Source organism: Vreelandella zhanjiangensis DSM 21076, assembly GCF_000377665.1.
GTDB lineage: Bacteria > Pseudomonadota > Gammaproteobacteria > Pseudomonadales > Halomonadaceae > Vreelandella > Vreelandella zhanjiangensis.
In genome coordinates this window covers 156,457-181,353 of sequence record NZ_KB898654.1, presented here as the reverse complement: position 1 = coordinate 181,353, position 24,897 = coordinate 156,457, and the positions used below count along the sequence as shown (strand labels likewise).

Below are 24,897 nucleotides of genomic sequence, written 5' to 3'. Positions count from 1 at the left end.
CTAATTAATTGATGCAAATATTTTTATATGTACCATTCTTGTACATAGGTACAGAGTTGTCTATCTCATTCATCATAGCGTATTGATGTTCCTAAAAACTGCTTACTTTTTTTTAAACGCTATTAAACGAAATTGGCTTCCTGCATTCATCGACCAATGGCTTTTCTACGCTAAGCTTTAAGAAACGCCACAATAAGTTCATGAATTGGTAACGTTGAGTTACCCATCGGGGGCACCCGATTCATTGGATGAAAATGCTAATAATAGGGAACCGTCATGTCGGCGACAGAAACATCCACGGCCTTTTGGGTCACTCACCCAGGGACGGGCAAGCTTAAAAGCGAACCGCTAGCCCACGTTGGAAGTAGTGACGTTCTAGTGCGCGCCTTGTATAGCGGCGTTAGTCGGGGCACCGAGTCATTGGTGTTTAATGGCCGTGTTCCAGAAAGTGAAGTGGATCGCATGCAGGCGCCTTTCCAGGTGGGACGTTTTCCGGGCCCCGTCAAGTATGGCTACTGCAACGTTGGCGTAGTCGAGCAGGGGCCAGAGCATCTGCTTAGTAAAACGGTATTTTGCCTCTACCCCCATCAAGACCGCTATGTTGTGCCCGCCACGATGGTACTGCCGATCCCTGAAAACATACCGGCTGCGCGAGCCGTGCTCGCCGCCAATATGGAAACCGCCATCAATGGCGTGTGGGACGCTGAGCCTATGCTGGGCGAACAGATCAGCATTATTGGTGCTGGCGTTGTCGGCACACTGGTAGCTTACTTATGCGCGCAGATACCCGGCGTAACGGCGACGCTGATCGATATTAACCCTGATCGCCAAGTGCTTGCCGAGCGCTTGGGCCTTACCTTCTGTACGCCTGAGCGGGGCCCCAGTGATCAGGATTGCGTTATTCACGCCAGCGGCCACCCTGAAGGCTTACGCCAAGCGCTCGCTCAGGTGGGCAATGAAGGTCGTATTATTGAAATGAGTTGGTTTGGCGAGGGCGATGTGAGCATTCCTCTGGGTGGGGCTTTTCATTCTCAGCGCCTTAGCCTGCGCGCCAGCCAAGTGGGCCAACTGCCTGCCAAGTTACGCCCGCGCTGGGATTACCAGCGCCGCTTGACCCTTGCCTTGAGCCTCTTGACCGATAACCGATTGGATGCCCTGATCAGCGGCGAGAGTGACTTTGAAACGCTGCCTCAGCTTGCCCCTAAGCTCTTTGCGACAGGCAGCGATGTGTTATGCCACCGCCTTCGTTATCCCACTTGAAATTAATCAAATCCAGGAGCGTTTATGTACCGTCTATGTGTTCGTGATCACTTTATGATTGCGCATAGTTTTAAAGGTGAAATTTTTGGCCCCGCTCAGCGTACCCATGGGGCTACCTATGTCGTTGATGTGATATTTCAACGTCCTGAATTGGATGAAGATGGCCTGGTGATTGATATTGGCCTTGCGAGCGAAACGGTTAAAGAAGTGTTGTCGCACCTGAATTACCGCAACCTGGATGACGAAGAGGCGTTTGCGGGCAAAAACACCTCTACCGAATTTATGGCCAGCGTTATTTTTAGCCGGCTGGCCGATGCCATCGGCGAAGGCAAAATGGGTAAGACCGCGCAGGGTATCACCCGTATGGAAGTCAAATTGCATGAATCCCATATTGCCTGGGCAAGCTATGAAGGGGATCTATGAGCCAATCACTAACCCTTATCGTCGCCGGTGACCTTAATCAGCGCACCGGTGGATATATTTACGATACTCGCATCGTCGAAGCGCTGCGTGGCGCAGGGCATTCTGTTGATGTGGTTAGCCTGGCGGGGCGTTTTCCTGATGCCGACCAGCAGGCCAGTGACCAGCTATCGGCTGCGCTAGGTGACTTACCCGACGCAGCGACCGTCGTGATTGATGGCCTGGCCATGGGGGCGCTCCCGACAGTGATTGCCCAGCACGCCGAGCGCTTGGCGATAACGGCGCTGGTGCATCATCCGTTAGGCGATGAACAAGGGTTAAGCGATACACAGCAACAGGAGTTTCATCAGCGTGAGCTGCAGGCCCTGGCCGCCGTCTCGCAAATTATTGTCACCAGCCGGTTTACCCAGCGCCGTTTACAGGTATTGGCGGACCACTACTCACTGCCGATTACCGCCAAGATTAACGTAGTAGAGCCCGGGGTGGATGCGGCTCTTATCAATGGTGAAATCTCGGCAAGTATAGGTGCAGAACCGGGTAAACCGCTGGGCCTTCTATGTGTGGCAACGCTGGTGCCGCGTAAAGGGCAGGATCTGCTGGTTCGCGCCTTGGCAGGCGTTACGTCGACCAATTGGCAGTGCGACTGTTATGGCGCCGCACGTGACGCGGCGTTTGCCGAGCGCGTGCAGCAGCTTATTGAAGACAACGGGCTTAGCGCGAATATTCGACTGCACGGCGAGTGCGATGAAGCCACGCTGATACAGGCCTACCAGGAGGCCGATGCGCTGGTGCTGCCTTCCTGGTATGAAGGCTATGGCATGGTGGTAACCGAAGCGCTGGCGCATGGCCTGCCGGTCATTACCACAACGGGCGGCGCCCTGGATGAAACCTTACCGGAAGGCGCGGGGCTTAAAGTCGCACCGGGTGATGTCGAGGCCCTCAAGCATGCCCTAAGCCGTTTTTGTGATGACGCGGCGCTGCGTGATTCTTTGAAAGCTGGGGCATTAGCCGCGCGTGAGCAGCTCAATGATTGGCAGGCCGCGGGCATAGCATTTGCAAAAGCGTTAAGCGATGCGCCCGCGTTGAGTGCGGGTAGCCAGTTTACACCCGACTGGTTGACGCTGCGTGAAGAGGTGGATTTTACGTTTAGAAGTCAGCAGCTTCCGGGCAAAGCCGCACAGTGGTTAAGCGCGCGTACCCAAGCGCCGCGTCTGGTTGATTTGGGGGCAGGTCGCGGCAGCAATATGCGCTTTCTCGCCTCTTTCATGCCCTTGCCGCAGCACTGGACGCTGATTGATCATGATGCGGCCTTGCTTGAAGAGGCCACGACAAGTGCTAATAGGCTTGCTGATCAAAGCGCGATAACACTGGAAACGCTGTGCGTATCGCTCGATTCTCTGGATCATCCGCCGTTGCAATCGGCCCATTTGGTGAGCGCGTCAGCGTTGCTTGATCTCGTCTCCCAGACCTGGATTGAAACGCTCGTCGCACACTGTGCTACGCACCAGCAGGCGCTTTTGATGGCGCTTAGCGTTACTGGCGAGTGGGGCTTTACCGACGCTAATGGCGAACCGCAAGCCGATGATGAAGATCATTGGCTGCAGGCGCTGTTTATCGCCCATCAACAGCGTGATAAGGGCTTGGGTGAGGCGCTCGGCGGTCAGGCCCATGGCGCGCTGGTTAGCGCGCTTGAGCAGGCAAGCTATCAGGTTGAGCAGGTAGAAACGCCGTGGCTACTGGGGGCAGGTAATCGTTCACATCAGCCTCTAATGACGGCCTTGATCAACGTCTGGAGCGAAGCCGCGACAGAGCAGGCACCCGAAGCCGCAACCCGAATTGCCGAGTGGCGTGAGCGGCGTACGCAGGCCGTTGCCAGTGGTGAAGTGGGCATTTGGGTTGGCCATTGTGACCTGCTCGCAACGCCTTTGAGGGCGGAGTAAGCCTATGGGCATAAAGCGCATCGTGCGTTCTCCCTGGGTTCAGCGTGGGGTCATTAGCGTAGCGCTTTTGGGCGCGGTGGCACTCTTTGTGAACCCGCGCGAGATCATGGCTCAGGTGGAGCGGTTATCGCCTGGCTGGGTAGCGTTAGCGCTATTTATCAGCGTGCTGCAAATCATGCTGAGTGCCTGGCGGTGGCAGTTTACCGCTGGGCGGGTAGGGGCGCCGCTGCGCTTTAGCTATGCTTGGCGTGAATACTACCTGGCGCTACTCATGAATCAGCTGTTACCCGGCGGAGTGTTGGGCGACGCCGGCCGTGCCCATCGGCATGCTAGCCAGTCGGTATCGCGCGGCAGCGCTTGGCGGGCGGTCATCATCGAGCGCACCTCGGGTCAGGTCGCCGTGGTGATTTTAACCTTGATGGCGCTTCTGTTATCGCCGCTCTGGCATGCCGTGCTGGGGTGGCCGGTGAGCCTTGTGATTGTCGGTGGACTTTGTGTGGTGACGGTGGCGGTGTGGCAAGGGCTAATCCGCCTGTCTTCCTCAAGGCTGCCTGCGTGGTGGCACTCCATGCGATTGGATATCAAACGTGGATTGTTAAGTCGGGGGGTGTGGAATTTGCAGCTGGCCTCTTCGCTGACCATCGTGGTGAGCTATGGGCTCGTAATGGTGTGCGCCGCGCGTGCCATTGGTGTGGAGCTTGAAGCACTGCAGATTCTGGCGCTTGCCCCCGTGCTTCTTTTGGCCATGCTGGTGCCGCTCTCTGTTGCTGGCTGGGGAGTGCGCGAAGGTGCCGCGGTTGCTACCTGGGCGCTGGTCGGGTTGCCCACGGCTCAGGGCGTGGCGGTCTCCCTGGCCTATGGGGTACTGGTGCTGCTTTCCAGCCTACCGGGCATCTGGGTGGCGCTATCGCGCCATCACCGCGCTCAACCATCAGGTGAAGGTGGCGGCACGCAGCAGCACGTCAAACAGAGTGTCGTCACCGCAGCGGAACCGGCGCATCGTCGGGCGCAGCGCACTTTCAAGCGTTTCGATGGGGGTCATTTGCAGTCCGGGTCTGCCCGAGCCGATCAGCAGCGGGGCGACCAGAAGATGCAGGCGATCGATCACACCGGCCTCGATAAACTGGGAAACCGTAACGCCGCCGCCTTCCACCAGGATGCGCTGCAGCCCGCGTTGGTTAAGCAGGTTAATAACATCGCTGGGGGCGAACTGCCCCTGGGCATTGAGTGGCAGCCTGCAGCGTTGAACGGTGGCACTCGACGGCGCAAACGCTGTATCCGGCCCCACCACGTGCAGCGTGGGCGCCGAATCGGTGTGGAACAGCTTGATATCCAGAGGCACGCGGCCACGTGGGTCGAGCACCACCCGCGTGGGATGAGTGCCGGTGGCGTGGCGTACCGTCAATTGGGGGTTGTCGGCGCTTGCCGTGCCCGCACCAATCACCACGGCATCCACCAGGGCACGCAGCCGGTGCAGGTGCACCAGGCTTTCTTGACCGTTGATGTAATGCGAGTGGCCGCTTTGGGTCGCAATCCGCCCATCCAGGCTCTGCCCCAGTTGGGCGATTACCCAGGAGGCGCGGCTTACGAGCGGTGTCAGGCAGTCCAGCAACTCAGTGGCTGCTGGCGTAACGGCCGTATGGGTATGCCATTGCCCCTCGGGGCTGAGCTCAAGCGGCGTGCTGGAGGGCTTACGATGGCGCATAGCCAAAAGCCAATCCCAGGCCGCCTCAATATCCAGCAATGTTTCGTGACGAGTGCAGCCACTTTGACGATCGGTGTCGGGCATAACGCCTCCGCGCTGAGAAAACCGTCTTATCTTGCGGGGCCACATGGCCCAGCGCAAGCGTACGCTATTCGCTGCAACAGGCAATTAGGAGGCCTATATGTATCACATTGAACGCGCTATCTTCGATATTCGCCGTGGGTTGCCGGTCGTTATCAACACGGGCGAAAAGCGTCTGCTGGTACAGGCATTGGAAGGCATAGAGTCGGTCGATATGCTGGCCAAGCTCGCAGGGACGCGCCCATCACTGGTGTTAACACGCCACCGCCTTGAGGCGATGGGGATGTCGCTTACCGCTGAGGCTGCGTGTTTGCCGTTGGTTGAAAACATTGGCGAAAATGATCTGAACGCGTTAGCCGTTACGCAAAGCGCGCATCGTCCTTCGCACTCGTTATTAAGTGGCTTAAAGCCGGCAGGGCCCGGCGAGCGCGGGGCAGTTGCCATCATGCGCCGTGCGTTACTTATCCCGGCAGCCCTGTGTGCCGAGGTCAGTGAGCAGGCAGCGAGCGCCGTCGCCCAGGATATTGCCCAGGGAAAACTGTTGGAAATCGAGGCGAAGGACGCCGAAAAATGTCTGGCGGGGGCGCCGGGCATGCTCAAACGGGTGAGCGAAGCGAGTATTCCGCTTGAAGACGCGCCTGAGAGCCGATTTGTACTCTTCCGCGAGCCAGATGGTTTGCGCGAGCATGTGGCGGTGGTCATTGGTCAGCCGGAAACGCTAGAAGGCGCAGTACCGCTACGCATGCACTCCGCTTGCCTGACCGGGGACTTATTTGGCAGCCTGCGTTGCGATTGCGGTGAGCAACTGCGCAACGCCGTCGCGGATATTCAGGCAATGGGCGGTGGTGTACTGCTGTATTTGGCTCAGGAGGGCCGCGGCATTGGGCTTGCTAATAAGCTACGTGCCTATACTCTGCAAGATGGCGGTCTGGACACTGTGGACGCCGACCAGGTGCTGGGTTTTGGCGACGATGAGCGCCAGTACGCGGTCGCGGTGGATATGCTCAACGCCTTGGATATTTCCCAGGTTCAGCTACTGACCAACAACCCTTTGAAAATTGCGGCTCTGCGTGAAGGCGGTATTGAAGTGGTATCGCGTCAGGCGCTTTATGGCAGCGTCACCGACCAAAACCACCGTTACCTAAGCGCCAAGGCCAACCGGGCAGGCCATCTTTTCGGCGATGTGCTAGGCAGCAATAGCCGCTAGCGGCCACACTGCTCTAACACTAGGATTTTTGAGATAACGTGGGCAGGCGGGCGGTTTCAGCCACTACGATTGCCAGTTGGTTAGCGTAATGTTGTACCAAGCGCTCACCCAATGCGGCGTTTGCCTGGCGGGCATCGCCTGCCACACCGTGTTGGCTGAGGTCTTCGGCAAGCCAGGCAAACCCGGCCGCGCCTTCCGGCCCTAGCAGCTGATTATTCTGCAGGGTGCCAAGCGGGGCGGTTTGATAGCCCTCCAGCTTCACCGAGGCTGGCGCGAGGTATTGCATCATGGCGGTTTCCAGCAGTCCGCCATGTAAGCCATAGCGCAGCTCGTCGGCATTGATAGCCCCTTCAAGCGGCGGCAGGCGGGTATAGGTTGCTTTAACGACGCGCATGGCAAAACGCTTACGCAAGGTGAGCGACGCCAAATCCATGATGGCCTTGTTACCGCCATGGCTATTGATTAACACCAAACGCTGAATGCCAGCCCGCGAAACGCTTTCGCCATATGCTTCAAGCGTCGCTATGGCGAGCGGTGCCGGAAGGCTTAACGTGCCTGCAAAGTTGGCGTGCTCGTCGCTTGCGCCCACCGCAATAGGTGGTAGGCAAACAACATCCAGTGCGGGGTCGAGAAAGCCAAGCATAGCGGCCTGCAGCCCTTCGCCGATGATAAGGTCTGTGCCCAGAGGCAGGTGAGTGCCGTGCTGCTCTATGGCCCCCAACACCAAAACGGCGACCGGGTCGCGCTCCGCTAGAGCGGCCAATTCAGGGGTGGTCAGCGTCTGCCAATGGTAAATCATAAATTTTAAATCCTGCGCCTGTAAGCTTGAATGTATTAGCACCAAAGCGGGTTGCCTCGCTTTGGTGCTTACCAACCCAGTCAATGGCTAAGCATTAATTAGGCTCTTTTGCTTGAGGCTCGGGGGACGCTACTGTTTGCGCATTAAACTGATAAAGCGACTGACACGGCATATCGCCCGATAGCTCACAGGGCAGTGCGTTCAGGCTTAGCGTAGCGCCGTCTTCGGCTGGCGGCAGCGTTGAGCTATCGCGCGCCATCAGAGCATTAAACTCGTCCAGCAGTGGTGGGCTTAAACTGACACTAGGCGTTTGCAAAAGCCCTAAGCGCTGACTAAGCACCCCGCCCCATGTGCTGCTGCTCGAATATTTGATAATCGGCACTGCCGCGACCAAACCCAGCCAGGCCGGCGTTAACCAACCGAAGGCGGTGGGCGAAAACAGCATGACGCCGCCTGACCAGGCAAGGCCACACAGCGTCATCCAGCCCGCATGCTGCCATACCTCTCGCCAGCGTAACGAACGTTCGCCCCGCGGCTGGGTTTGCCACTCGATAGAGCCACCTACTAAGACGTTAATAATAAAAAGGCTGTGGCAGGCCATCATCAACGGGGCGATTAGCGCGGCAAAAAGTATCTCCAGCACCGCGCTTGTCAGCAGCCGGATCCGGCCACCAAACGCATGTGGGCACTGAATAAACGCCAGTAGCAAACCCAGAAATTTGGGCGCCAGCAACATACCTAAGGTAATGAACAGTAGCCCGACGGAAAGCGACTGGGGGAGTATCTGCTCGGGTGTGTCATCGATAGCCTGGTAGCCCACCAACAGGCTTGTACAGACCAGCAAGCCAAGCCAAACCAAAGACGATAGGTAGGCAAACGCGCCGAACAAGAAGTGCAGCCGGCTGAGAGTATGAAACCCGGCACCTGTCAGTAGACGTAAATGTTGCAAGTTGCCCTGTAGCCAGCGACGGTCACGCTTGGCAAAGTCGAGCATGTTGCTGGGCATTGCCTCAAAACTATTGTGGGAGGCGCTGGCGTAAGGGTTATGGCTTGAAACAGCGGTAGTCGCCGACGTATCCAGCAAAACCTGCCAGCCGCTTCTTTTGAGTAGCGCAGCTTCTACAAAGTCGTGGCTCAGAATTTCGCCTCCCAGCGGCGGTTTGCCAGACAGCATGGGTAACCCTGCGCTTGCCATAAACGCCCGGGTACGGACAATAGCATTATGTCCCCAGTAGTTAGCAGCATCGCCCTGCCAAAAGCTTTGCCCTGCTGCCAGCATCGGGCTGTACAGTGCTGAGGCAAACTGGGTAAACAGACCAAACAGCGTACGTTGGCCAACCGGAATCGGCACGGTTTGAATCAAGCCAACGCTTGGCTGACGCTGCATGCGGTGGACAAGCTTCAATAGCGTTGCACCGCTCATGAGACTATCGGCGTCGAGTACCACCATGTAGTCATAACGGCGCCCCCAGCGGCAGCAAAATTCAGCAATATTGCCCGCTTTACGGCCCAGGTTGTTCTCCCGGCGCCGGTAATGAACCGATAGCTGGCCAGCCAGGCGCTGCTGCAAGGCAACCACATGGGCGGCTTCCACTTTGGCCTTCTCGGCATCCTGGGTGTCGCTCAGAATAAATACTTCAAAGTGCTCGCTGAGCGGCGTTTCAATATGGTTATCCGGCGTTTTTGCCTGCTCAATCAACGAGCGACAGGTAGCTTCAAGCCCCGCGATAGTGGGAATAGGGGGCTCTGCATAAATTGGCATCACAAGCGCTGTGCGGCTAACCAATAAACTGCCGTTAGGCTCAAGCGGTACCTGCCGACGTAGGCTCAAGGGGTCGCGCCGCAACAGGCAAACCAAAAACCCGAAGACGGCTCCCCAGAAGGCTAGGGCGATCCAGGTGAAGGTAAGAGCAAACAGCACCAGCATGGTGATCTGCCAGCCTATCCCCAGGTTGGAAATGACATGATACATCGACACGCAGCCAGCAATGCTGGAGCTTAATACCAGCACGGCTAGAAGGATGCGGCGAAACCCGAGCCATGGGATCGAGGGCGCTAGTTCAGATGCAAGTTCTTGGGACTGTTCTTGTGATCGTTTTTGTAATGGTGCTGGTCGGCGTTCGTTTTTTTTATGCATCGGGATACCACACATAGTTCCAGGTTTCGCTAATCGGCTGGCCGTTAAGCATTAAACGCAGGCGAATATCGCTAGGTTCATTATGAGACTCTATGCGAAAGCTGGCGCGCCAAGCATTGTCGGGTAGCGGCATCACGTGCGATGCACTCACTTCTCCTGCCTGCGTGCTAATTTCAAGCTCGACAGGTTGATCCGCGGCGATATCGTTAAGCTGCCCACCTTGGAAGTCGACAATAAATTGGCGCTTTAGTGCATTATCTACACCGGTTCCTGGGATGTTGGCAGTGCCATGGCGAGTGCGAATGACCTGGCCAAGCGTATGCGCTTCAGGGACACCATTGAGCGTGTAGGTATGGTAATGAAGCTTACGTGATTCGCCGGCTTTGAGCGGTTCATCGGCAACCCAGTAAGCCACAATATTATCGAAGGTTTCATCTGGCGTAGGGATCTCCACCAGCTCAACATGCCCTGCACCCCATGGTTCGATAGGGGCTACCCATTGGCTGGGCCGCAGATGGTACTGGGCCTCCATATCCAGGTAGCGATCAAAGTTGCGCTGGCGTTGCATTAACCCAAAACCGTTCGGAGCGTCGTCCACAAAGCTTGAAGTGTGTACATTTTTTGGGTTGCTCAGCGGGCGCCAAATCCACTCATTCGCGCCGGTATGGATCAACAGGCCGTCAGAGTCATGTACCTGAGGGCGAAAGTCATCAGGGCGCTCGTCGCTGGCTTCCCCAAAAGCATACATGCTGGTCAGCGGAGCAATACCTAACTTGGCAATATCGCTACGCGCAAAGAGCCGAGCATCAATTTCCGCATCTGTTTGCTCACCCGGGTGTAGCGTAATCCGATAGGCGCCGCTTAAAGACGGGCTATCCAGCAGAGCGAGAAGGGTTATTTCATCGTCATCCGCACCGGGCTTATAAAGCCAGAATTCTCGAAATGCCGGAAACTCTTCGCCCTCGGGGGATGCCGTATCAATGGCGAGCCCACGCGTGGAGAGCCCATATGTTTGACCTTGACCCGTCAAGCGAAAATAGCTGGCACCTAAAAAGACCGCGAATTCATCGGCGTAGTCTTCGTTGTTAAGCGGATAATGCAACCGAAATCCGGCGTGGCCACTGCCGGTCAGATCCTGTTCCAGAAGAGCCTGGGCATCGTCATCGTACTGGAAATCATCGCTTGAAAAAGGCAGGGGGGTTACCGTGTCGTTCTCGATGATATTAAGGGTGATGGGCGTTTGAAATATGAAACCGCTGTGAAATAGCTGTAGATTGAAGAGGCTTTCATCACGCCAATACGCTTTTTCAGGCGCAAAGCGTATTTGTCGGTAGGTATCGTAATTAACGTCTTGTAAGGCTGGGGGAAGCGACTCTTCCGGCGCTTGGTAAGTATGTTCGGCAAGCTCCTGGGCTCGCTCAATGACCCGATTAAAGTGTTCATCTTCATTAGCGTTGACAGGCAGAGGTAGCGCTGTAAAGCAGCCGAGCAACAACATCCATTTTCCAGTATTTGTACTTTTCATGTTCGTACAGCGCATAAACGATTTCCTTTCGAATGCTGCCTTGAAGAAAGCTATATAAAGCTAATTAAAATGTTTTTTTAATACAAATATTATACGTTTAGTGCTTTATGCACACAGTTTATTTAACGTAAGGTCGTTCATTCGACGTTTTTTGATACGGCTAAGTAAGGTCGCCCGTCCTGTTGATTGCCCGCCTCTTGAGAGGGTCTCGAACCTATTATGTTGCGATTATTGGTTGGTGCACTAGCACTCAATTTACTGCTTGTGGCCCCCTTGTGGTGGCGCTTTGGCACCATTGGGCAGCCTCTTGTCGCCTGGGAAGCATGGGTCATCGTGCCGCTTATGCTGATACTTCCCGTCGGTTATGGTCGGCGCGTACTGGGAGTAGCCCTGATCAGCTGGGTTGCCTTGGTAACCGTTGCTAATCTAGGCAATGCAGCCACTTACGCGGCATTTGGGCGGCCCCTTAACCTGTATTTAGATCTCCCTTTGGTGCGCTCAATTTTTAATTTACTGGTAGGTAATGTAGGCCAAATATGGGCAGTTTGCGCAATGCTTGTCGGCGCCGTCTTGCTGGTGGGGATATTGGGGGGGCTGCTTTGCTTACTGCTTCCAGCACGTCCTCTGTGGGGGCATCGTGTAAAAGGAGCGGTAGCCCTTTGCATGTTAGTGGTTGCTCTGGGCCTGGGCATAGCCGATAGCACAGGGAAACCGTTAGGGCACTATTCGTCACTGCCCATGGCTGAGGCAACACGCTTTCAGTGGCATCAGGTAAGCGTGACTCATCAGGCGCGGCTGACGTTTTCCGAGCAACTTGACTCAGCACCTCTTGAAGCGCAGCCGCTTCTGGGGCTTGAGGGTCACAACGTGTTGCTCACCTTTGTTGAATCTTATGGGATATCGGCACTTAACGATACGCGCTATAGCGACTTGCTGCTTCCTACGCTTGCATCCATGGAGCAGAGGTTAGCCAAGCGCAATCTTCATGTTGTCTCGGGATTGCTGCAAGCGCCTATTCAGGGTGGGCAGTCGTGGCTGGCGCATGCCACGCTACTCAGCGGGCGTTGGATCGATAACCAGCTGTGGTACCGGTTAATGCTCAATAGCGAAACCTCAACCCTGATCGATGATTTTAAAGCAACCGGCCAGCGCACGCTGAGTATTATGCCCGCGATTACGCTTGCCTGGCCGGAGGGTGAAATGTATGGCTTTGACGATATTTTTGCAGCAAAGGATATCGACTATGCAGGCCCTGCCTTGAACTGGGTCACCATGCCGGATCAATTCACACTCGACTATACGCAGCGATATCTGCTGGGCGATATGCCCGTGTTTGCTCAGATGGCGTTGATCTCCAGCCATGCCCCCTGGACGCCCATTTTGCCGGTTATTGAAGACTGGTCGACGATAGGCGATGGCGCTATTTTTGCGCCCTGGGAGCATGCAGGTGACCCGCCAGAGGTACTTTGGCAGGATGTTGAGCGGGTTCGCGAGCACTATGGCCGCTCTGTCGACTACGCTGTAGATGTCACCGGACGCTGGGCGGAAAGAGTAGTGGATGACAATACGCTGCTTATCGTACTTGGCGATCATCAGCCCGCGCCGCTCATCACCGGCGACAACGCCAGCAATGCGGTACCGGTACATATTATTAGCGGAGATGTCAGGCTGTTAGCACCATTTCGCGCGCATGGATTTATCGACGGCACGTTGCCGCCTTTGGACAACCCCCAAGACGCCGCCAAAATGAGCCAGCTACGTCACTGGCTGCGTGAAGGGTTTGGTGAAGAAGCTTCTCTGGAAACGGGGCAGTTGTCTCAGTAAAGCCGAAAGTCATTGGCTTGCGGGTGCTGTTGCTGTTCTTCGACGACTTTCCGGTAGCGCTTGTACTCCCACTGGTACTGGGCAGGATCGAGCGCAATCGATGCTTCAACACTTGCATTGACGCCAACGGCTGATTCCGCTTCTTCAGCGCTATACACACGCTCGTCGGCATCCAGAAAGTGGATCGCAAAGCCGCGGCCTGGAAGACGCAGGGCAACGCCGGTGACCACGCGTGCTTGGGTGCGGGCGACCAGCTTGGGTAAAAGCGTGGCGGTGTAAGCATTACGCCCATAAAAAGGCGCAAACACACCGCTGCCCCAGTCGGGCTCCTGGTCGGGCAGAATGCCGATGGCTTCGCTGCGTTTAAGCGCCTTGAGAAGTGCCGCTACCCCCCGTGAATTGGTGGGAACCAGCTGTGCCCCCATACGTTCACGGCCATGGCGGATAATCGGCTCAAGGTCCGCTATTTTGGGTGGCTCGTACATGGCGGTGAACGGGAAGTGACTGGACAGCCAGAAGTTGAGTACTTCCCAGTTACCAAAGTGCGGTGCCAAGACGATCACACCACGGCCTTCCGCCCGGGCTGTATCCAGCTTGTCGCGCCCATGCACCTCTACAATGCCCGCCTCAATGCGTGCGGGTTCTGCCATCCAGGCATAGCCCAGCTCCATCATGGTAGCGGTCGAGTGGCGCAGGCTCTGCTTGGCGAGCGCCATACGCTGATGATCACTGAGCTCTGGATACACCACTTTAAGGTTGATATCCGTTACCTTTCGCTCGCGCTTGCTAAACCGGTGAACAAGAGGGCCAAGCGTTGAGGCGAAGCGCCACAGGCGCGGTAGGGGCCAGCGTGAAAGCTTTCGCCAAAGCCACGCAATTGCCGTGGCTTGGGAGAAGCGCTTACGGGATGTCGTTGCGTGTTCCGTCATGCGTTACAGTAACCAGCTGCCTACGTTAGTCGGGGCACGTTTTTCCTGCAGGCCTTTGAACCCTTTGACGCAGCGAACGATAAACCAGACTGCGAGCGCCAGTAACAGCGGAAAGCCGATCAGCACAAAGGTGAGCAGGAAAGCCACACTTGCGTACAGCAAACCGATCCAGAACGTGCGGACCTGATAGCGGTAATGCTCGTCTAGCCAGGCTGGGCCTTTGCCTTGATACATATAGGCAATGATGACACCTATTACCGAGGTGAAACCTACGACAAAGCTTGCCAGGTAAAGCGCGTAAACCACCAAAGCCATAGTGGTATCAGGCTGTTTGGCTGGCTCGTTAGCTGTGTGTTCTGAAATTATTTCGCCTTCAATTGGCGAATCGTTACGATTGTCATGCATAGCTTTTCCTACCCTTGACGCGGTTTAGGCAATAAAACGGACGCCCTTAAAGCGCACTATGATACCTTGCGTGGCGCGGCTAAGCATTAGTAGCTGGCCCACAAGGTATCAAGGAAGTTGTTAACGGGCTGGGCGGCAGATCTCTAAAAGATTGCCATCAGGGTCACGCAGGTAAACAGACTCAATGGCGCCGTTGGCACCCTGGCGGGCGACAGGGCCAAGTTCAACCTCGATATCCAGTGCTTCCAGGTGCTGTTGAAATTCATCCAGGGGCAGCTGGCAACGCAGGCACAGGTCTAAGCTGCCTGGGGTTGGCGTGGCAGAAATCGGCTCGATATCGGTATCGGTTTGATGAAGCCGTAAGGCCGTGTCGCCCAGCATTAAATCTACCCGTTGTGCATCGCGATAACGTACATCCAGCCCCAAAACGCGTGAATAAAAATCAACCGCGCGACCCATATCGGTCACAGTCACTACAAGATGGTCCAGTCCTGAGAGCATGCCACTTTCCTTAAATGCAAAACCGAAAACCAGAGGATACGACGATGCGATGCTGTCCGCTATGTGGCGAAACGAAAGTCAGCTTATATCACCAGGATCACCGTCGTGATTATTACCAGTGTGCCACGTGTTCGCTGGTGTTTGTGCCGTCAGACCAGCATTTAAGCGCAGCGGATGAAAAAGCGGAATACGATAAGCATCAAAATTCACCCGAGGATACGGAATATCGAGCGTTTCTCGGCCGATTGTTTACCCCGCTCCGCGCCAAATTGCCTCAAGGGGCTAAGGGGTTGGATTTTGGTGCGGGGCCGGGGCCAACGCTTTCGGTAATGTTCGAAGAAGTCGGCCATCCAATGGCCATCTTCGATATTTTCTATGCACCCGATACATCAGTGTTGCAGCATGTCTATGACTTTATTACCGCCACAGAAGTGTTGGAGCATCTGGCACTGCCCGGCCAAGTATTGGCGCAATTGGTTGGCCAGCTTACCCCCGGCGGTTATTTGGGGCTGATGACCAAGCGCGTTACCACACAAGCAGCCTTTTCACGCTGGCACTATATTAATGATCCTACCCATGTGTGCTTTTTTAGTGAAGCGACCTTTCAATGGTGGGCTGCAAAGCATCAGTTAACAGTCGAATTTCCTGCTAAGGATACGGTTATTCTGAGAAAACACTGATTACGGCAGTTAAGGTGTGAAAAAGCGTTGACTTTGTGCTATCCAAAGCAATAATTGCGCGCCCGTTTCTTGCCTGTCGTTGTGTGGGAGGCGATAACGGTCCTTTAGCAGCGTCTTTAGCAACTTGTTTGGCAAGGTGAGGTTTTCATGTCGCGGCAACTACTGGCCATGGCGCTAGCGCCCCTGTTAGGCCTGTTTATTCTGGGTATCGGCAATGGTTTTTTAGCGACCTTAATCACCGTACGCCTGGATGCCGCCGGGGAGTCCGCAACGGTTATCGGGATTGTCTCTTCGGCCTATTTTATTGGCTTGGCGCTGGGTGCCATGGTTAATGACCGTTTGCTGCTGCGCATTGGCCATATCCGCGCTTACGGTAGTTTTGCATCGCTAGTTGCCGTTACGGTGCTGCTGCAAGGTTTGTTCTTTGACCCGTGGGCATGGTTTGCGCTGCGGTTGGTGGGCGGCTGGGCCACGGTAGGCGTTTATTTAGTTATTGAGAGTTGGTTGCTGACGGCGGGGGAGCAGAAAGTTCGCGGTCGTTTGCTTGCGCTGTATATGATTTCGCTGTATGCCGCCGGTGTGGTGGGCCAGCTGTTACTGGGCGTGACCAATGCCATGGGGGTAACTGCACCCTTTATGGTGATTGGCCTGTTGGCTTCGCTCTCTGTACTACCCATGGCCATGATTCCCCGCGTATCACCGATTATGGAGCATGCGGAGCCATTGCCTCCACATCGCCTGATTACGCTCACACCCACGGGTGTGATGGGCAGCTTAGGCTCAGGCATGGTGGTTGCCGCTGCGTATACGTTGCTGCCGCTATATTTGCAGCGCATCGGCATGAGCGTAAGCCAGGTGGGGCAGATGATGGCCGTGGTGATCATGGGCGCGATGCTGCTTCAATACCCCATTGGCCGCTGGTCGGATCGGCATGACCGACAGATGGTGCTGATTGGTATCAGCGGTTTCTGCGTGCTGATCTCGGCGGCAATGCTCTGGCTGCCGCTCTCCACGTTAGTGCTGGGGGCGCTATTGTTCCTGCTCGGCGGTGGCGTATTTGCGCTTTATCCGGTTGCGGTGAGCCACGCCGCTGACCGTGCTCCGGCGGGCGCGCTGGTACGGATGAGTCAGGGCCTGCTGTTGATAAACTCGATAGGGGCCACCATCAGCCCGCTGTTGATCTCACCGGTGATGACCGCCATGGGCGATGCAGGTCTGTTCTGGGCCTTCGGCTCGCTAAGCCTGTTCCTGGTTATATTCTTCTCCTGGCGTCGGCACAAACGCCCAGCGCCGGTACCTGTTGCACCGTTTACACCTACTACTCCCATGACGGCTGCGGGGGCCGAGCTGGTGGTAACCGAAGAATTGATGCAAGGGGCGCTTGAGCATGAGTATCTGGAAGATTTATCCGATGCTGTCTGGGATGTGGATGCCGTTGAGCCGGTGGTTGGGCCACCTGCAGAAGATGAGAGCCATATTACCTTCTACGACGATGTTGAACAGTCGGCAGTGCGTAAATAATCAGGCATAAGAACGAGGTGGGAGGCGGCTGATACCTTGGGCTAATGGTATCTGGGCGAGTATTACTACTATCCTAGGCATACTTTCAAACAATTGTTTAAGAAAACTCTGTTTAATTTTCAGCCCGAGGTTTGCCATGAATGTCTATGCCGCGCCGATACGCGATTTGCGCTTTGTGCTCGAAGAGCTCTTGGCGCACCGTTCACTTAGCTTACCGGGCTTTGAAGATGCCTCGCCTGACCTGGTCGAGGCAGTGCTTGAGGAAGCGGCAAAACTGGCGGGTGACGTTTGGGGGCCGCTAAATACCATTGGCGACCGCCAAGGCGCTAAACGCCAAAGCGATGGCAGCGTAACAACGCCAGAGGGCTTTGCAGCTGCCTACCAGGCCTATGTGGAAGGTGGCTGGAACGGCATCGGCGTATCCGAGGCGTTAGGTGGCCAAAATCTGCCTGAAGTGGTGGCCAGCGCCGTGCAGGAAATGCTGCATGGCGCGAATATGGCGCTAGGCCTTTGCCCCATGCTGACCGCGGGTGCGATTGAAGCGCTGGCACATCACGGCAGTGATGCATTAAAGGCGGCCTACCTCCCTAAGCTTGTTGAAGGTACCTGGACCGGTACCATGAACTTGACCGAGCCCCAGGCGGGGTCGGATCTTTCCAAAGTACGTACCAAAGCGGTTCCCGAAGGCGATCACTATCGATTAAGCGGCCAGAAAATTTACATCACCTGGGGTGAGCACGACGCCGCTGAAAATATCATCCACTTCGTGCTGGCGCGCAAACCCGATGCCCCTGAAGGTAATAAAGGCATTTCGCTGTTTCTGGTGCCCAAATTCCTGGTCAATGACGACGGTTCCCTGGGTGAGCGTAACGATGTGATATGTACCGCTATTGAGCACAAGCTGGGTATCCACGGCTCGCCCACCTGCTCCTTAAGTTTTGGCGAACAGGGCGGCGCGATAGGGTATCTGGTGGGTGAAGAAGGGCGCGGCCTGAACCACATGTTCACGATGATGAATGAGGCGCGCCACAAAGTCGGTATTCAGGGGATTGGTGTGGCTGAGCGTGCCTGCCAGCACGCGTTTGCCTATGCCCGCGAGCGCCAGCAGGGCCGCCTGCCCGCCGCGCGTGGCGGCCAGGAATGTACCATCAGCGAGCATCTGGATGTGCGGCGTATGCTGCTTGCCATGCGCGCCCGCACCGATGCTCTGCGTGCCTTGGCACTTTACTGCGCCGCTCAACTGGATATCGCCCGCCATGCGCGCAATCCAGCAGAGCGTCAAACGGCCCAGGCGCGTGTCGACATACTCATCCCGGTAGTGAAAAGCTTTTCGACCGATCAGGCGGTAGAGATCGCTTCCTTAGGTGTGCAGGTGCATGGCGGCATGGGGTATATCGAAGAAACGGGCGCCGCGCAGCTGCTGCGTGATGCCCGCATCGCACCGATTTATGAAGGCACCAATGGTATCCAGGCGCTGGATCTAGCCGGGCGCAAGTTACAGCGTGACAACGGCGAAGCGTTTGCCAGCCTGTTAAAAGATGCGGCTGCAACCGTCGAGAAGCTTAACGCCGAACCGGCGCTTGGCCACTTGGGGCAGGCGTTAGCCGCCGGGCTTGAGGATTTAAGCGCCGCCCAGCTACAGGTACTTGAACAGGGTAAAGATCCTGACCGTGGGCCGGATGCTGTGCAAGGCTATGCAACGCCGTTTTTAAATCTGGCGGGTCACGTGCTGTGCGCCTGGCAGATGGGGCAGGCGGCACTTAGCGCGCAGGCTGCGCTTAACAACGGCAGCGATGACCCTTTCTATGCCGCCAAAATGCGCAGCGCCGAGTTTGCGATTATGCAATGGCTTCCAGTTGGGCGTGCCCAGCGGGCCGTGATCGAAGCGGGCATCCAGTGCTTGAGCGACTTTGAAGTAGATTGATATAGAGCCGCCGCCCTTGGGCGGCGGCTCTGTTTCTGGCGATGAAAACAAGCTATAAAACGGTTTAATACAACAAACGCTATTCAGGCGAACACGCTGGCGCAACGGGCAGACTTCGCCAATCAAGGAGCGCTGTATGTCTTCTATTTTCGAGCAGGATCTTCCCCAAACCGTCGCCAACCATGTACCGCTCTCGCCGCTGACGTTTATGGAGCGTACGGCGTCTATTTACCCCGACTATCCCGCTATCGTACATGGCCAGATCCGTCGCAACTGGGCTGAAACCTGGGCACGCTGTCGTCAGCTTGCATCAGCGCTTGAACAGCGCGGACTTCAGCCAGGTCAGACGGTGGCCGCCATGCTGCCCAATATTCCTGCGATGTTTGAAGCGCACTTTGGCGTGCCCCTGGCGGGCTGTGTGCTGAATACCTTAAATATTCGTCTCGACGCTGAAGCAATCAGCTATATGCTGGCCCACGGCGAGGCCAAAGCCATTCTTGTGGACCCTGAATTTTCCGAGGTGGTTCAGGCAGCGGTCGCCATGCTTGAACACAAACCATTGATCATCGATGTCGCGGACGTGGAGTTTCTGGGCGATGCCCAAGGCATTGGCGGCGTTGAGTATGAAGCTCTGCTCGCCGAAGGCGACCCCGACTACGCTTATCGGCTGCCGGACAATGAGTGGCAGGCTATCTCGCTTAACTACACCTCCGGCACTACCGGTAAGCCTAAAGGTGTGGTTTATCACCACCGCGGCGCCTATCTGAACGCTGTCAGTAACGTGATGGAGTGGGCGATGCCGCATCATCCCATCTACCTGTGGACGCTGCCGATGTTTCACTGCAACGGCTGGTGCTTTCCCTGGACGATTGCCGCCAACGCCGGGGTCAATGTTTGCCTGCGTAAAGTAGAGCCTAAAAAGGTGATGCAGCTGATTGCCGATGAGCGCGTCAGCCACTTTAGCGGCGCACCGATTATTCTTAACGGCTTGGTTAACCTGCCCGCTGAAGATAAGCGCGAATTCGACCACCCGGTAAAAGTGACCACGGCGGGAGCCGCACCGCCAGCCTCGGTGATTGCGGGTATCGAGACATTGGGAATCGAAGTGACCCACGTGTATGGGTTAACCGAAGTGTATGGGCCGGTAACGGTATGCGCCTGGCGTGAGGCCTGGAATGAGCTACCCCTGGCTGAGCGCGCCACGATCAAATCGCGGCAGGGCGTGCGCTACCATATGCTGGAAGCGCTGTGTGTTGCCGATCCGGTCAGTCTGGAGCCCGTGCCCAAAGATGGTGAAACCATCGGCGAAATCATGATGCGCGGCAACAACGTGATGAAAGGCTATCTAAAAAATCCAAAGGCCACGCAGCAGGCGTTAGAGGGCGGCTGGTACCACACAGGTGATTTGGCCGTATGGCATGCAGATGGCTATATCGAAATTAAAGACCGCTCCAAGGACATCATTATTTCGGGTGGTGAAAACATTTCCACTATCGAGGTGGAAAACGCTATTTACAGCCACCCGGCGGTAGAAGAAGCCGCCGTCGTCGCCAAGCCGGATGACAAGTGGGGAGAGACGCCCTGCGCGTTTGTAAAACTAAAAATCGGCTATGGCGAGATTAGCGAAGCGGACATTATTGCGCATTGCCGTGAGCGGTTAGCCGGCTTCAAGGTGCCCAAAACGGTAGTTTTCAGCGAGTTGCCCAAAACCTCGACGGGCAAGATACAAAAGTTTGTTCTGCGCGAAGAGGCAAAACAGCATTAAAGACACGGCGATAGAAGAAGTGATTGCCTCCCAACCAAGCGTTAGCTAGGGTTGGAAGGCAGGCCAGTTAGCGCCGCAATAACAATGAAGGAGCCAATATGAGCGAAGCAGTGATTGAGAAGGTCGACAACGACGGCGTGGTACGTCTCACCATTAACCGCCCGAAGGCACTGAACGCCCTGAATAGCGATGTGCTTGCCGCGTTGGAGTCCCATCTGGTTGAGCTTGAAGCCCAGCCCAATCTGCGCGCGGTGCTGATTACCGGCGCGGGCGAGAAGTCCTTTGTCGCTGGTGCTGATATCACCGAAATGCGCGATAAAACGCCCGAAGAGGCCCGCGCGTTTGCAAGCCAGGCGCTGCGCACCATCAAACGTTTGGAAACCTTGCCAGTGCCGGTGGTCGCGCTGGTGAACGGGTTTTGCCTTGGCGGCGGCTGCGAACTGGCATTGGCCTGCGACTGGGCGGTAGCGAGCGATAACGCCGTATTTGGCCAGCCGGAAGTATTGCTGGGCGTGATCCCTGGTTTTGGCGGCACACAGCGCTTGCCGCGCCGTGTTGGCCCGGCCATGGCCATTGATCTGGTCACCACCGGACGCAAGATCGACGCGCAGGAAGCGCTGCGTATCGGCCTGGTGAACCGGGTAATGCCCCAGGCTGAGCTTGAAAGCTACGTCGAAGAACTCACCAAGCAGCTTAAAGGCAACGGCCCGCAGTCGGTACGCGGCGCCAAGCAGGCCGTACACGACGGCATGGATCAGGATCTCGACAGCGCACTGGCGCTCGAAACCAGCCTGTTTGCGTTCTGCTTCGCCGGTGAAGAGCAGAAAGAGGGCATGGCAGCCTTTGTCGAGAAGCGCAAACCCAACTTTTAAGTGCAGTATTAACCAAAAGAAGCGGGCCATGGCCCGCTTCTTCTATTATGTGCTCTGGAACGTTACGGCCAGAGTTCGATCAGCACCTTGCCGGAGATTTCAGAATCCTTGGCGATGGCAAAGGCGTTCTGGGCATCAGCGGCGGGCAGCACGTGAGTGATGACATCATCAAAGCGTGCATCGGCGGCCAGCAGCGCAATCGCGTCATCGATTTCATCATGAAAGCGGAAGCAGCCGCGTAGCTGAACTTCCTTGGCAATCAGCGGTGCCAGAGCAAGCGGCTGCGGGGTAGCGGGCATCATGCCAATCTGGGCAATAACGCCGGCACGGCGAACCGCCAGGATCGCGCCGTTGATGGAGGCCGGTACGCCGGTACACTCCAGCACCACGTCGAATGCTTCTTGGGGAACCTCATCTTCGCCGATACGGTAAGTGCGCTGCACGCCAAGCGCGCGCGCCCGAGAAAGCGGGCCTTCCAGCACATCGGTAATGCTCACCTCTAAAGCGCCCTTGGCTAGCGCCGCTGCCGCTGCCAGCAGCCCGATGGGGCCTGCGCCGCAAACCAGCACCCGCTGCTTCTCGACACCGCCAGCCACTTCAATGCCGTGCAGGCCAACCGCCAGCGGTTCGGCCAGGGCGGCGCGCTTGAGCGGAAGAGAGGAAGGCAGAACCCGTACCATACCGGGATCCACATCCAGATACTCACTCATGCCGCCTTGGGTATGCGGCCAGGTAGAGGCAGAGCCCAGGTAGGCGCCTTCCGGCCACAAGTGCGGCTTGCCCTCAATGCCTGGCTGGCTTTTTCCAAAGGTGGCGGGGTGCAGGGTCACCGGTGTTCCTGGGGCCAGTTTGCCGCTCGGGTCTTCCTCGACTAAGCCTGCCATCTCGTGGCCAGGGATCAGCGGTTCGCGCACGATAAAAGCGCCGTTGGCCCCTTCATGATAATAGTGCAGGTCCGAGCCGCAAATGCCGCCAAAGGCCATGCGCAGCCGAACTTTTCCCGCTGCTAGCTCGGGAAGGGAGAGACTCTCTTCGCGCAGATCCTGCTTGCCGTGAATAACTAATGCTTGCATGGCGTTTCATCCCAAAGGGCGGTTCTCGGAGGTTAAACCACCGAGGTCATGCCGCCATCAACAAAAATATTTTGTCCGGACACGAAGCTCGAAGCATCCGAGCACAGATAGACCAGCGTGCCCACCAGCTCATCGAAATGCCCCCAGCGTTGTGCAGGAGTGCGTTTTTCCACCCACTGATTGAAGCTTGGGTCTTGCCATAACGCGGTGTTCATTTCGGTTTTGAAGTAACCGGGCGAAATGCAGTTGACTTGAATGTTGAAGCGCGCCAAATCGGCAGCCATACCCTGTGTGAGTAGCACAACGCCGCCTTTGGTTGCTGAATAAGGGGCAATGGTTTCGCGGGCAAGCTTGGACTGTACCGAGCCGATGTTGATGACTTTACCTGAGCCACGTTTACTCATGGCGGGAGTCAAGGCACGGGATACGTAAAACAGGCTCGACAGATTAGTGGCGATGAGTGCATCCCAATCGTGTATCGCGTATTCGTTGAACGGCGCTCGGCGTTGAAGCCCTGCATTATTGACCAAGATATCCGGAACGCCGAATTGATCGATAAGGGCTTCCACGGCTTGCTGGGTCGCCTGGGCATCAGTGACATCGAAGCTGACGGCTTCAACGCTGGCGCCTGTCTCCTTAGCGATGTTGTGGGCTTCCTCCTTCACGCGGTCTAGATCTCGGCCGTGCAAAATGACGCGAGTTCCTTGTGAAGCAAGCCCCCTGGCAAGCGCATTGCCCAGGCCCCTTGAGGACCCGGTTATTAGTGCTAAACGGTTGCTAATATCGAAAAGTGCTTTGGTCATCGTGTTCACCTAAAACAGCATGAAAATAATGTATGCGAATATAAAGCCGACAACGGATTCAAGCGCTTGCTGAACTGTCCAGGTCTTGAGTGTCGTCTTGACGTCCATACCCAGGAGGCGGCCAACCAGCCAGAACCCAGAGTCGTTGACATGCCCCGCAAAGACAGAGCCCGCTGCCGTTGCCAGGGTAATCGCCACTACCTGCATGGAGGTAAAATCACCGCCAATCACGGCGGGCGCCATGAGTCCGGCAGCGGTTACCAACGCCACGGTAGCCGAACCCTGAGCCAGGCGCATAATCACGGCAATCACGTAAGCTGCCAGAATGATCGGAAGACCAATATCGCTGAGGGAGTTAGATAAGGCGTCGCCAATGCCTGACGCTCGAAGCACGCCACCGAACATGCCGCCGGCGCCGGTAATCAGTACTACCGAGCAAATCGGGCCTAAGGAAGAGTCCAGCACTTTTTCCAACGCGCTGCCCCCGATACCCTGACGACGACCTAGTACTAGCATGGCCACTAGCGTTGAAATAAGCAGCGCCACCGGTGTGTTACCGACCGCTGAGAGCAACTGGAACCATAGCGCGTCGCTATCGACAACACCCATTGAGCGTAGGAAGTCTAAGCCGGTATTCATGAAAATCAGCACAAGCGGCAGCAACAGCATGCTGATAACCACGCTGACCGAAGGCGGGTTGGTAACGCTGTCATCGCTTACTTCACCGAACAGCGAGCCAGCGAGAGGGAAGGGGTAGCGCTTAGCGACGATTTTCCCCCACATATAGCCTGATATCCACCAGAGTGGAAACGCAATCACCACACCGGCAAGCAGTAGCAATCCCAGGTTCGCATTATAAAGTTCTGATGCGGTAACAGGGCCTGGGTGAGGCGGCAGAAATACGTGCATAACCGAGAACGCCGCAGCGGCGGGCATGGCGTAAAGCAGGACAGGGCCACCCAGACGGCGTGACACGGCAAAGATGATGGGGAGCATAACGATCAAGCCCGCATCAAAAAAGATCGGAAAACCCATCAACAGTGAGGTAATGCCCAAGGCAAAAGGCGCGCGTTTCTCACCGAACAGGTCGATCATTTTATCGGCGAGGGCTTTGGCGCCCCCCGATTGCTCCACCAGCTTGCCCAGCATGGCGCCTAGTCCAACCAATAGAGCAACCGCGCCTAGCGTTCCTCCAAAGCTATTCACCATCGTCGGAACAATGGCGTTGACCGGAATCTGGGTGGCTAGCGCCGTCAATAAACTCACTAGCATCAGGGCCAGAAAAGCATGCATCTTAAATCTGATGATCAATATCAAAAGGGCCAACACTGCTACGGCTGCAATGCCTAGCAGCGGTCCTGCGGACATCGTTTGAGTCCAACCATCCATGCGAGCGCTCCAATAAGGGAAGGTTTGTTACCGGTAATGTTATCGGTAACATCGTATAGATTGGCAGCTCCTTGGATACACGACCTTGGTTTAAGTTAGCCATAAAAAAATGCCAAAATCGTCAAAAGCGCTCTACA

At 56.2% G+C, this 24,897-nt stretch carries 20 protein-coding genes and 1 pseudogene; 11 read left to right on the top strand and 10 right to left on the bottom strand.

The genetic code is table 11. From position 1 onward, the window contains the following. Positions 1–276 precede the first annotated feature (276 nt). The 4 genes and pseudogenes from D467_RS0117020 to D467_RS20110 form a co-directional block, all read left to right on the top strand. Positions 277–1,260, top strand: a complete 984-nt coding sequence (locus D467_RS0117020; protein WP_018918748.1) for a zinc-dependent alcohol dehydrogenase — start codon at positions 277–279, stop codon at positions 1,258–1,260. A 24-nt stretch (positions 1,261–1,284) separates the two neighbouring features. After that, positions 1,285–1,683 (top strand): 6-pyruvoyl trahydropterin synthase family protein, encoded by a 399-nt coding sequence (locus D467_RS0117015; RefSeq protein ID WP_018918747.1) that lies wholly within the window; start codon positions 1,285–1,287, stop codon positions 1,681–1,683. Then, entirely contained in the window at positions 1,680–3,620 is a 1,941-nt protein-coding gene (locus tag D467_RS0117010; RefSeq protein ID WP_018918746.1) for a glycosyltransferase family 4 protein, read from the top strand. The genes D467_RS0117015 and D467_RS0117010 overlap by 4 nt, the downstream gene beginning before the upstream one ends. A 4-nt stretch (positions 3,621–3,624) precedes the next feature. Then, positions 3,625–4,485: pseudogene (locus D467_RS20110) on the top strand (lysylphosphatidylglycerol synthase transmembrane domain-containing protein); the annotation flags it as partial. A 66-nt stretch (positions 4,486–4,551) separates the two neighbouring features. On the opposite strand, the gene D467_RS20105 reads toward D467_RS20110, so the two are convergent. Then, a complete protein-coding gene (locus D467_RS20105) occupies positions 4,552–5,325 on the bottom strand; it encodes a RibD family protein (protein WP_244147847.1) in 774 nt (257 codons plus the stop codon). Between the two features lie 181 nt (positions 5,326–5,506). On the opposite strand from D467_RS20105, the gene ribA reads away from it, so the two are divergent. Further along, a complete protein-coding gene (gene ribA, locus D467_RS0117000) occupies positions 5,507–6,613 on the top strand; it encodes a GTP cyclohydrolase II RibA (RefSeq protein WP_018918744.1) in 1,107 nt (368 codons plus the stop codon). Between the two features lie 19 nt (positions 6,614–6,632). Here the strand turns inward: ribA and D467_RS0116995 are convergent, their stop codons facing one another. The 3 genes from D467_RS0116995 to D467_RS0116985 form a co-directional block, all read right to left on the bottom strand. After that, positions 6,633–7,412, bottom strand: coding sequence for a creatininase family protein (locus D467_RS0116995; protein WP_018918743.1), 780 nt, complete (start codon positions 7,410–7,412; stop codon positions 6,633–6,635). Between the two features lie 94 nt (positions 7,413–7,506). Continuing rightward, entirely contained in the window at positions 7,507–9,549 is a 2,043-nt protein-coding gene (gene mdoH, locus D467_RS0116990; RefSeq protein WP_018918742.1) for a glucans biosynthesis glucosyltransferase MdoH, read from the bottom strand. Then, positions 9,542–11,089: an OpgD/OpgG family glucan biosynthesis protein gene (locus D467_RS0116985; protein WP_244147845.1), complete on the bottom strand. Its 1,548-nt coding sequence runs from the start codon at positions 11,087–11,089 to the stop codon at positions 9,542–9,544. The genes mdoH and D467_RS0116985 overlap by 8 nt, the downstream gene beginning before the upstream one ends. Positions 11,090–11,293: 204 nt before the next feature. Between D467_RS0116985 and D467_RS0116980 the strand changes: the two genes are divergently transcribed. Then, on the top strand, positions 11,294–12,898 hold the full coding sequence (locus tag D467_RS0116980) for a sulfatase-like hydrolase/transferase (protein ID WP_018918740.1): 1,605 nt from the start codon (positions 11,294–11,296) through the stop codon (positions 12,896–12,898). On the opposite strand, the gene D467_RS0116975 is transcribed toward D467_RS0116980, so the two are convergent. The 3 genes from D467_RS0116975 to D467_RS0116965 form a co-directional block, all read right to left on the bottom strand. Continuing rightward, positions 12,892–13,827 carry a lysophospholipid acyltransferase family protein gene (locus D467_RS0116975; RefSeq protein ID WP_018918739.1) on the bottom strand — a complete coding sequence of 312 codons (936 nt, stop codon included), beginning with the start codon at positions 13,825–13,827 and terminating at the stop codon, positions 12,892–12,894. The genes D467_RS0116980 and D467_RS0116975 overlap by 7 nt on opposite strands. Before the next feature lie 3 nt (positions 13,828–13,830). Beyond that, on the bottom strand, positions 13,831–14,232 hold the full coding sequence (locus D467_RS0116970) for a DUF4870 family protein (protein ID WP_018918738.1): 402 nt from the start codon (positions 14,230–14,232) through the stop codon (positions 13,831–13,833). Positions 14,233–14,352: 120 nt separating this feature from the next. After that, on the bottom strand, positions 14,353–14,733 hold the full coding sequence (locus D467_RS0116965; RefSeq protein WP_018918737.1) for a VOC family protein: 381 nt from the start codon (positions 14,731–14,733) through the stop codon (positions 14,353–14,355). A gap of 44 nt (positions 14,734–14,777) precedes the next feature. Between D467_RS0116965 and D467_RS0116960 the strand changes: the two genes are divergently transcribed. From D467_RS0116960 to D467_RS0116940, 5 genes are all read left to right on the top strand, one after another. Continuing rightward, on the top strand, positions 14,778–15,413 hold the full coding sequence (locus tag D467_RS0116960) for a class I SAM-dependent methyltransferase (protein ID WP_018918736.1): 636 nt from the start codon (positions 14,778–14,780) through the stop codon (positions 15,411–15,413). Positions 15,414–15,560: 147 nt separating this feature from the next. After that, positions 15,561–16,934 carry an MFS transporter gene (locus D467_RS0116955; RefSeq protein ID WP_018918735.1) on the top strand — a complete coding sequence of 458 codons (1,374 nt, stop codon included), beginning with the start codon at positions 15,561–15,563 and terminating at the stop codon, positions 16,932–16,934. A 136-nt stretch (positions 16,935–17,070) separates the two neighbouring features. After that, a complete protein-coding gene (locus D467_RS0116950; RefSeq protein ID WP_018918734.1) occupies positions 17,071–18,858 on the top strand; it encodes an acyl-CoA dehydrogenase in 1,788 nt (595 codons plus the stop codon). Positions 18,859–18,994: 136 nt separating this feature from the next. Then, the gene (locus D467_RS0116945; RefSeq protein WP_018918733.1) at positions 18,995–20,623 is read left to right on the top strand and encodes an acyl-CoA synthetase; all 1,629 of its coding nucleotides are present in this window, start codon (positions 18,995–18,997) and stop codon (positions 20,621–20,623) included. Positions 20,624–20,721: 98 nt separating this feature from the next. After that, positions 20,722–21,495 (top strand): enoyl-CoA hydratase-related protein, encoded by a 774-nt coding sequence (locus D467_RS0116940; RefSeq protein WP_018918732.1) that lies wholly within the window; start codon positions 20,722–20,724, stop codon positions 21,493–21,495. Between the two features lie 62 nt (positions 21,496–21,557). Here the strand turns inward: D467_RS0116940 and D467_RS0116935 are convergent, their stop codons facing one another. Genes D467_RS0116935 through D467_RS0116925 form a run of 3 tightly spaced genes read right to left on the bottom strand, consistent with a single transcriptional unit; the run spans position 21,558 to position 24,760 of the window. Next, entirely contained in the window at positions 21,558–22,568 is a 1,011-nt protein-coding gene (locus D467_RS0116935) for a zinc-binding dehydrogenase (protein WP_018918731.1), read from the bottom strand. A 32-nt stretch (positions 22,569–22,600) separates the two neighbouring features. Next, on the bottom strand, positions 22,601–23,371 hold the full coding sequence (locus D467_RS0116930) for a glucose 1-dehydrogenase (RefSeq protein ID WP_018918730.1): 771 nt from the start codon (positions 23,369–23,371) through the stop codon (positions 22,601–22,603). Positions 23,372–23,380: 9 nt separating this feature from the next. Next, on the bottom strand, positions 23,381–24,760 hold the full coding sequence (locus tag D467_RS0116925; protein WP_018918729.1) for a GntP family permease: 1,380 nt from the start codon (positions 24,758–24,760) through the stop codon (positions 23,381–23,383). Between the last annotated feature and the right edge of the window lie 137 nt (positions 24,761–24,897).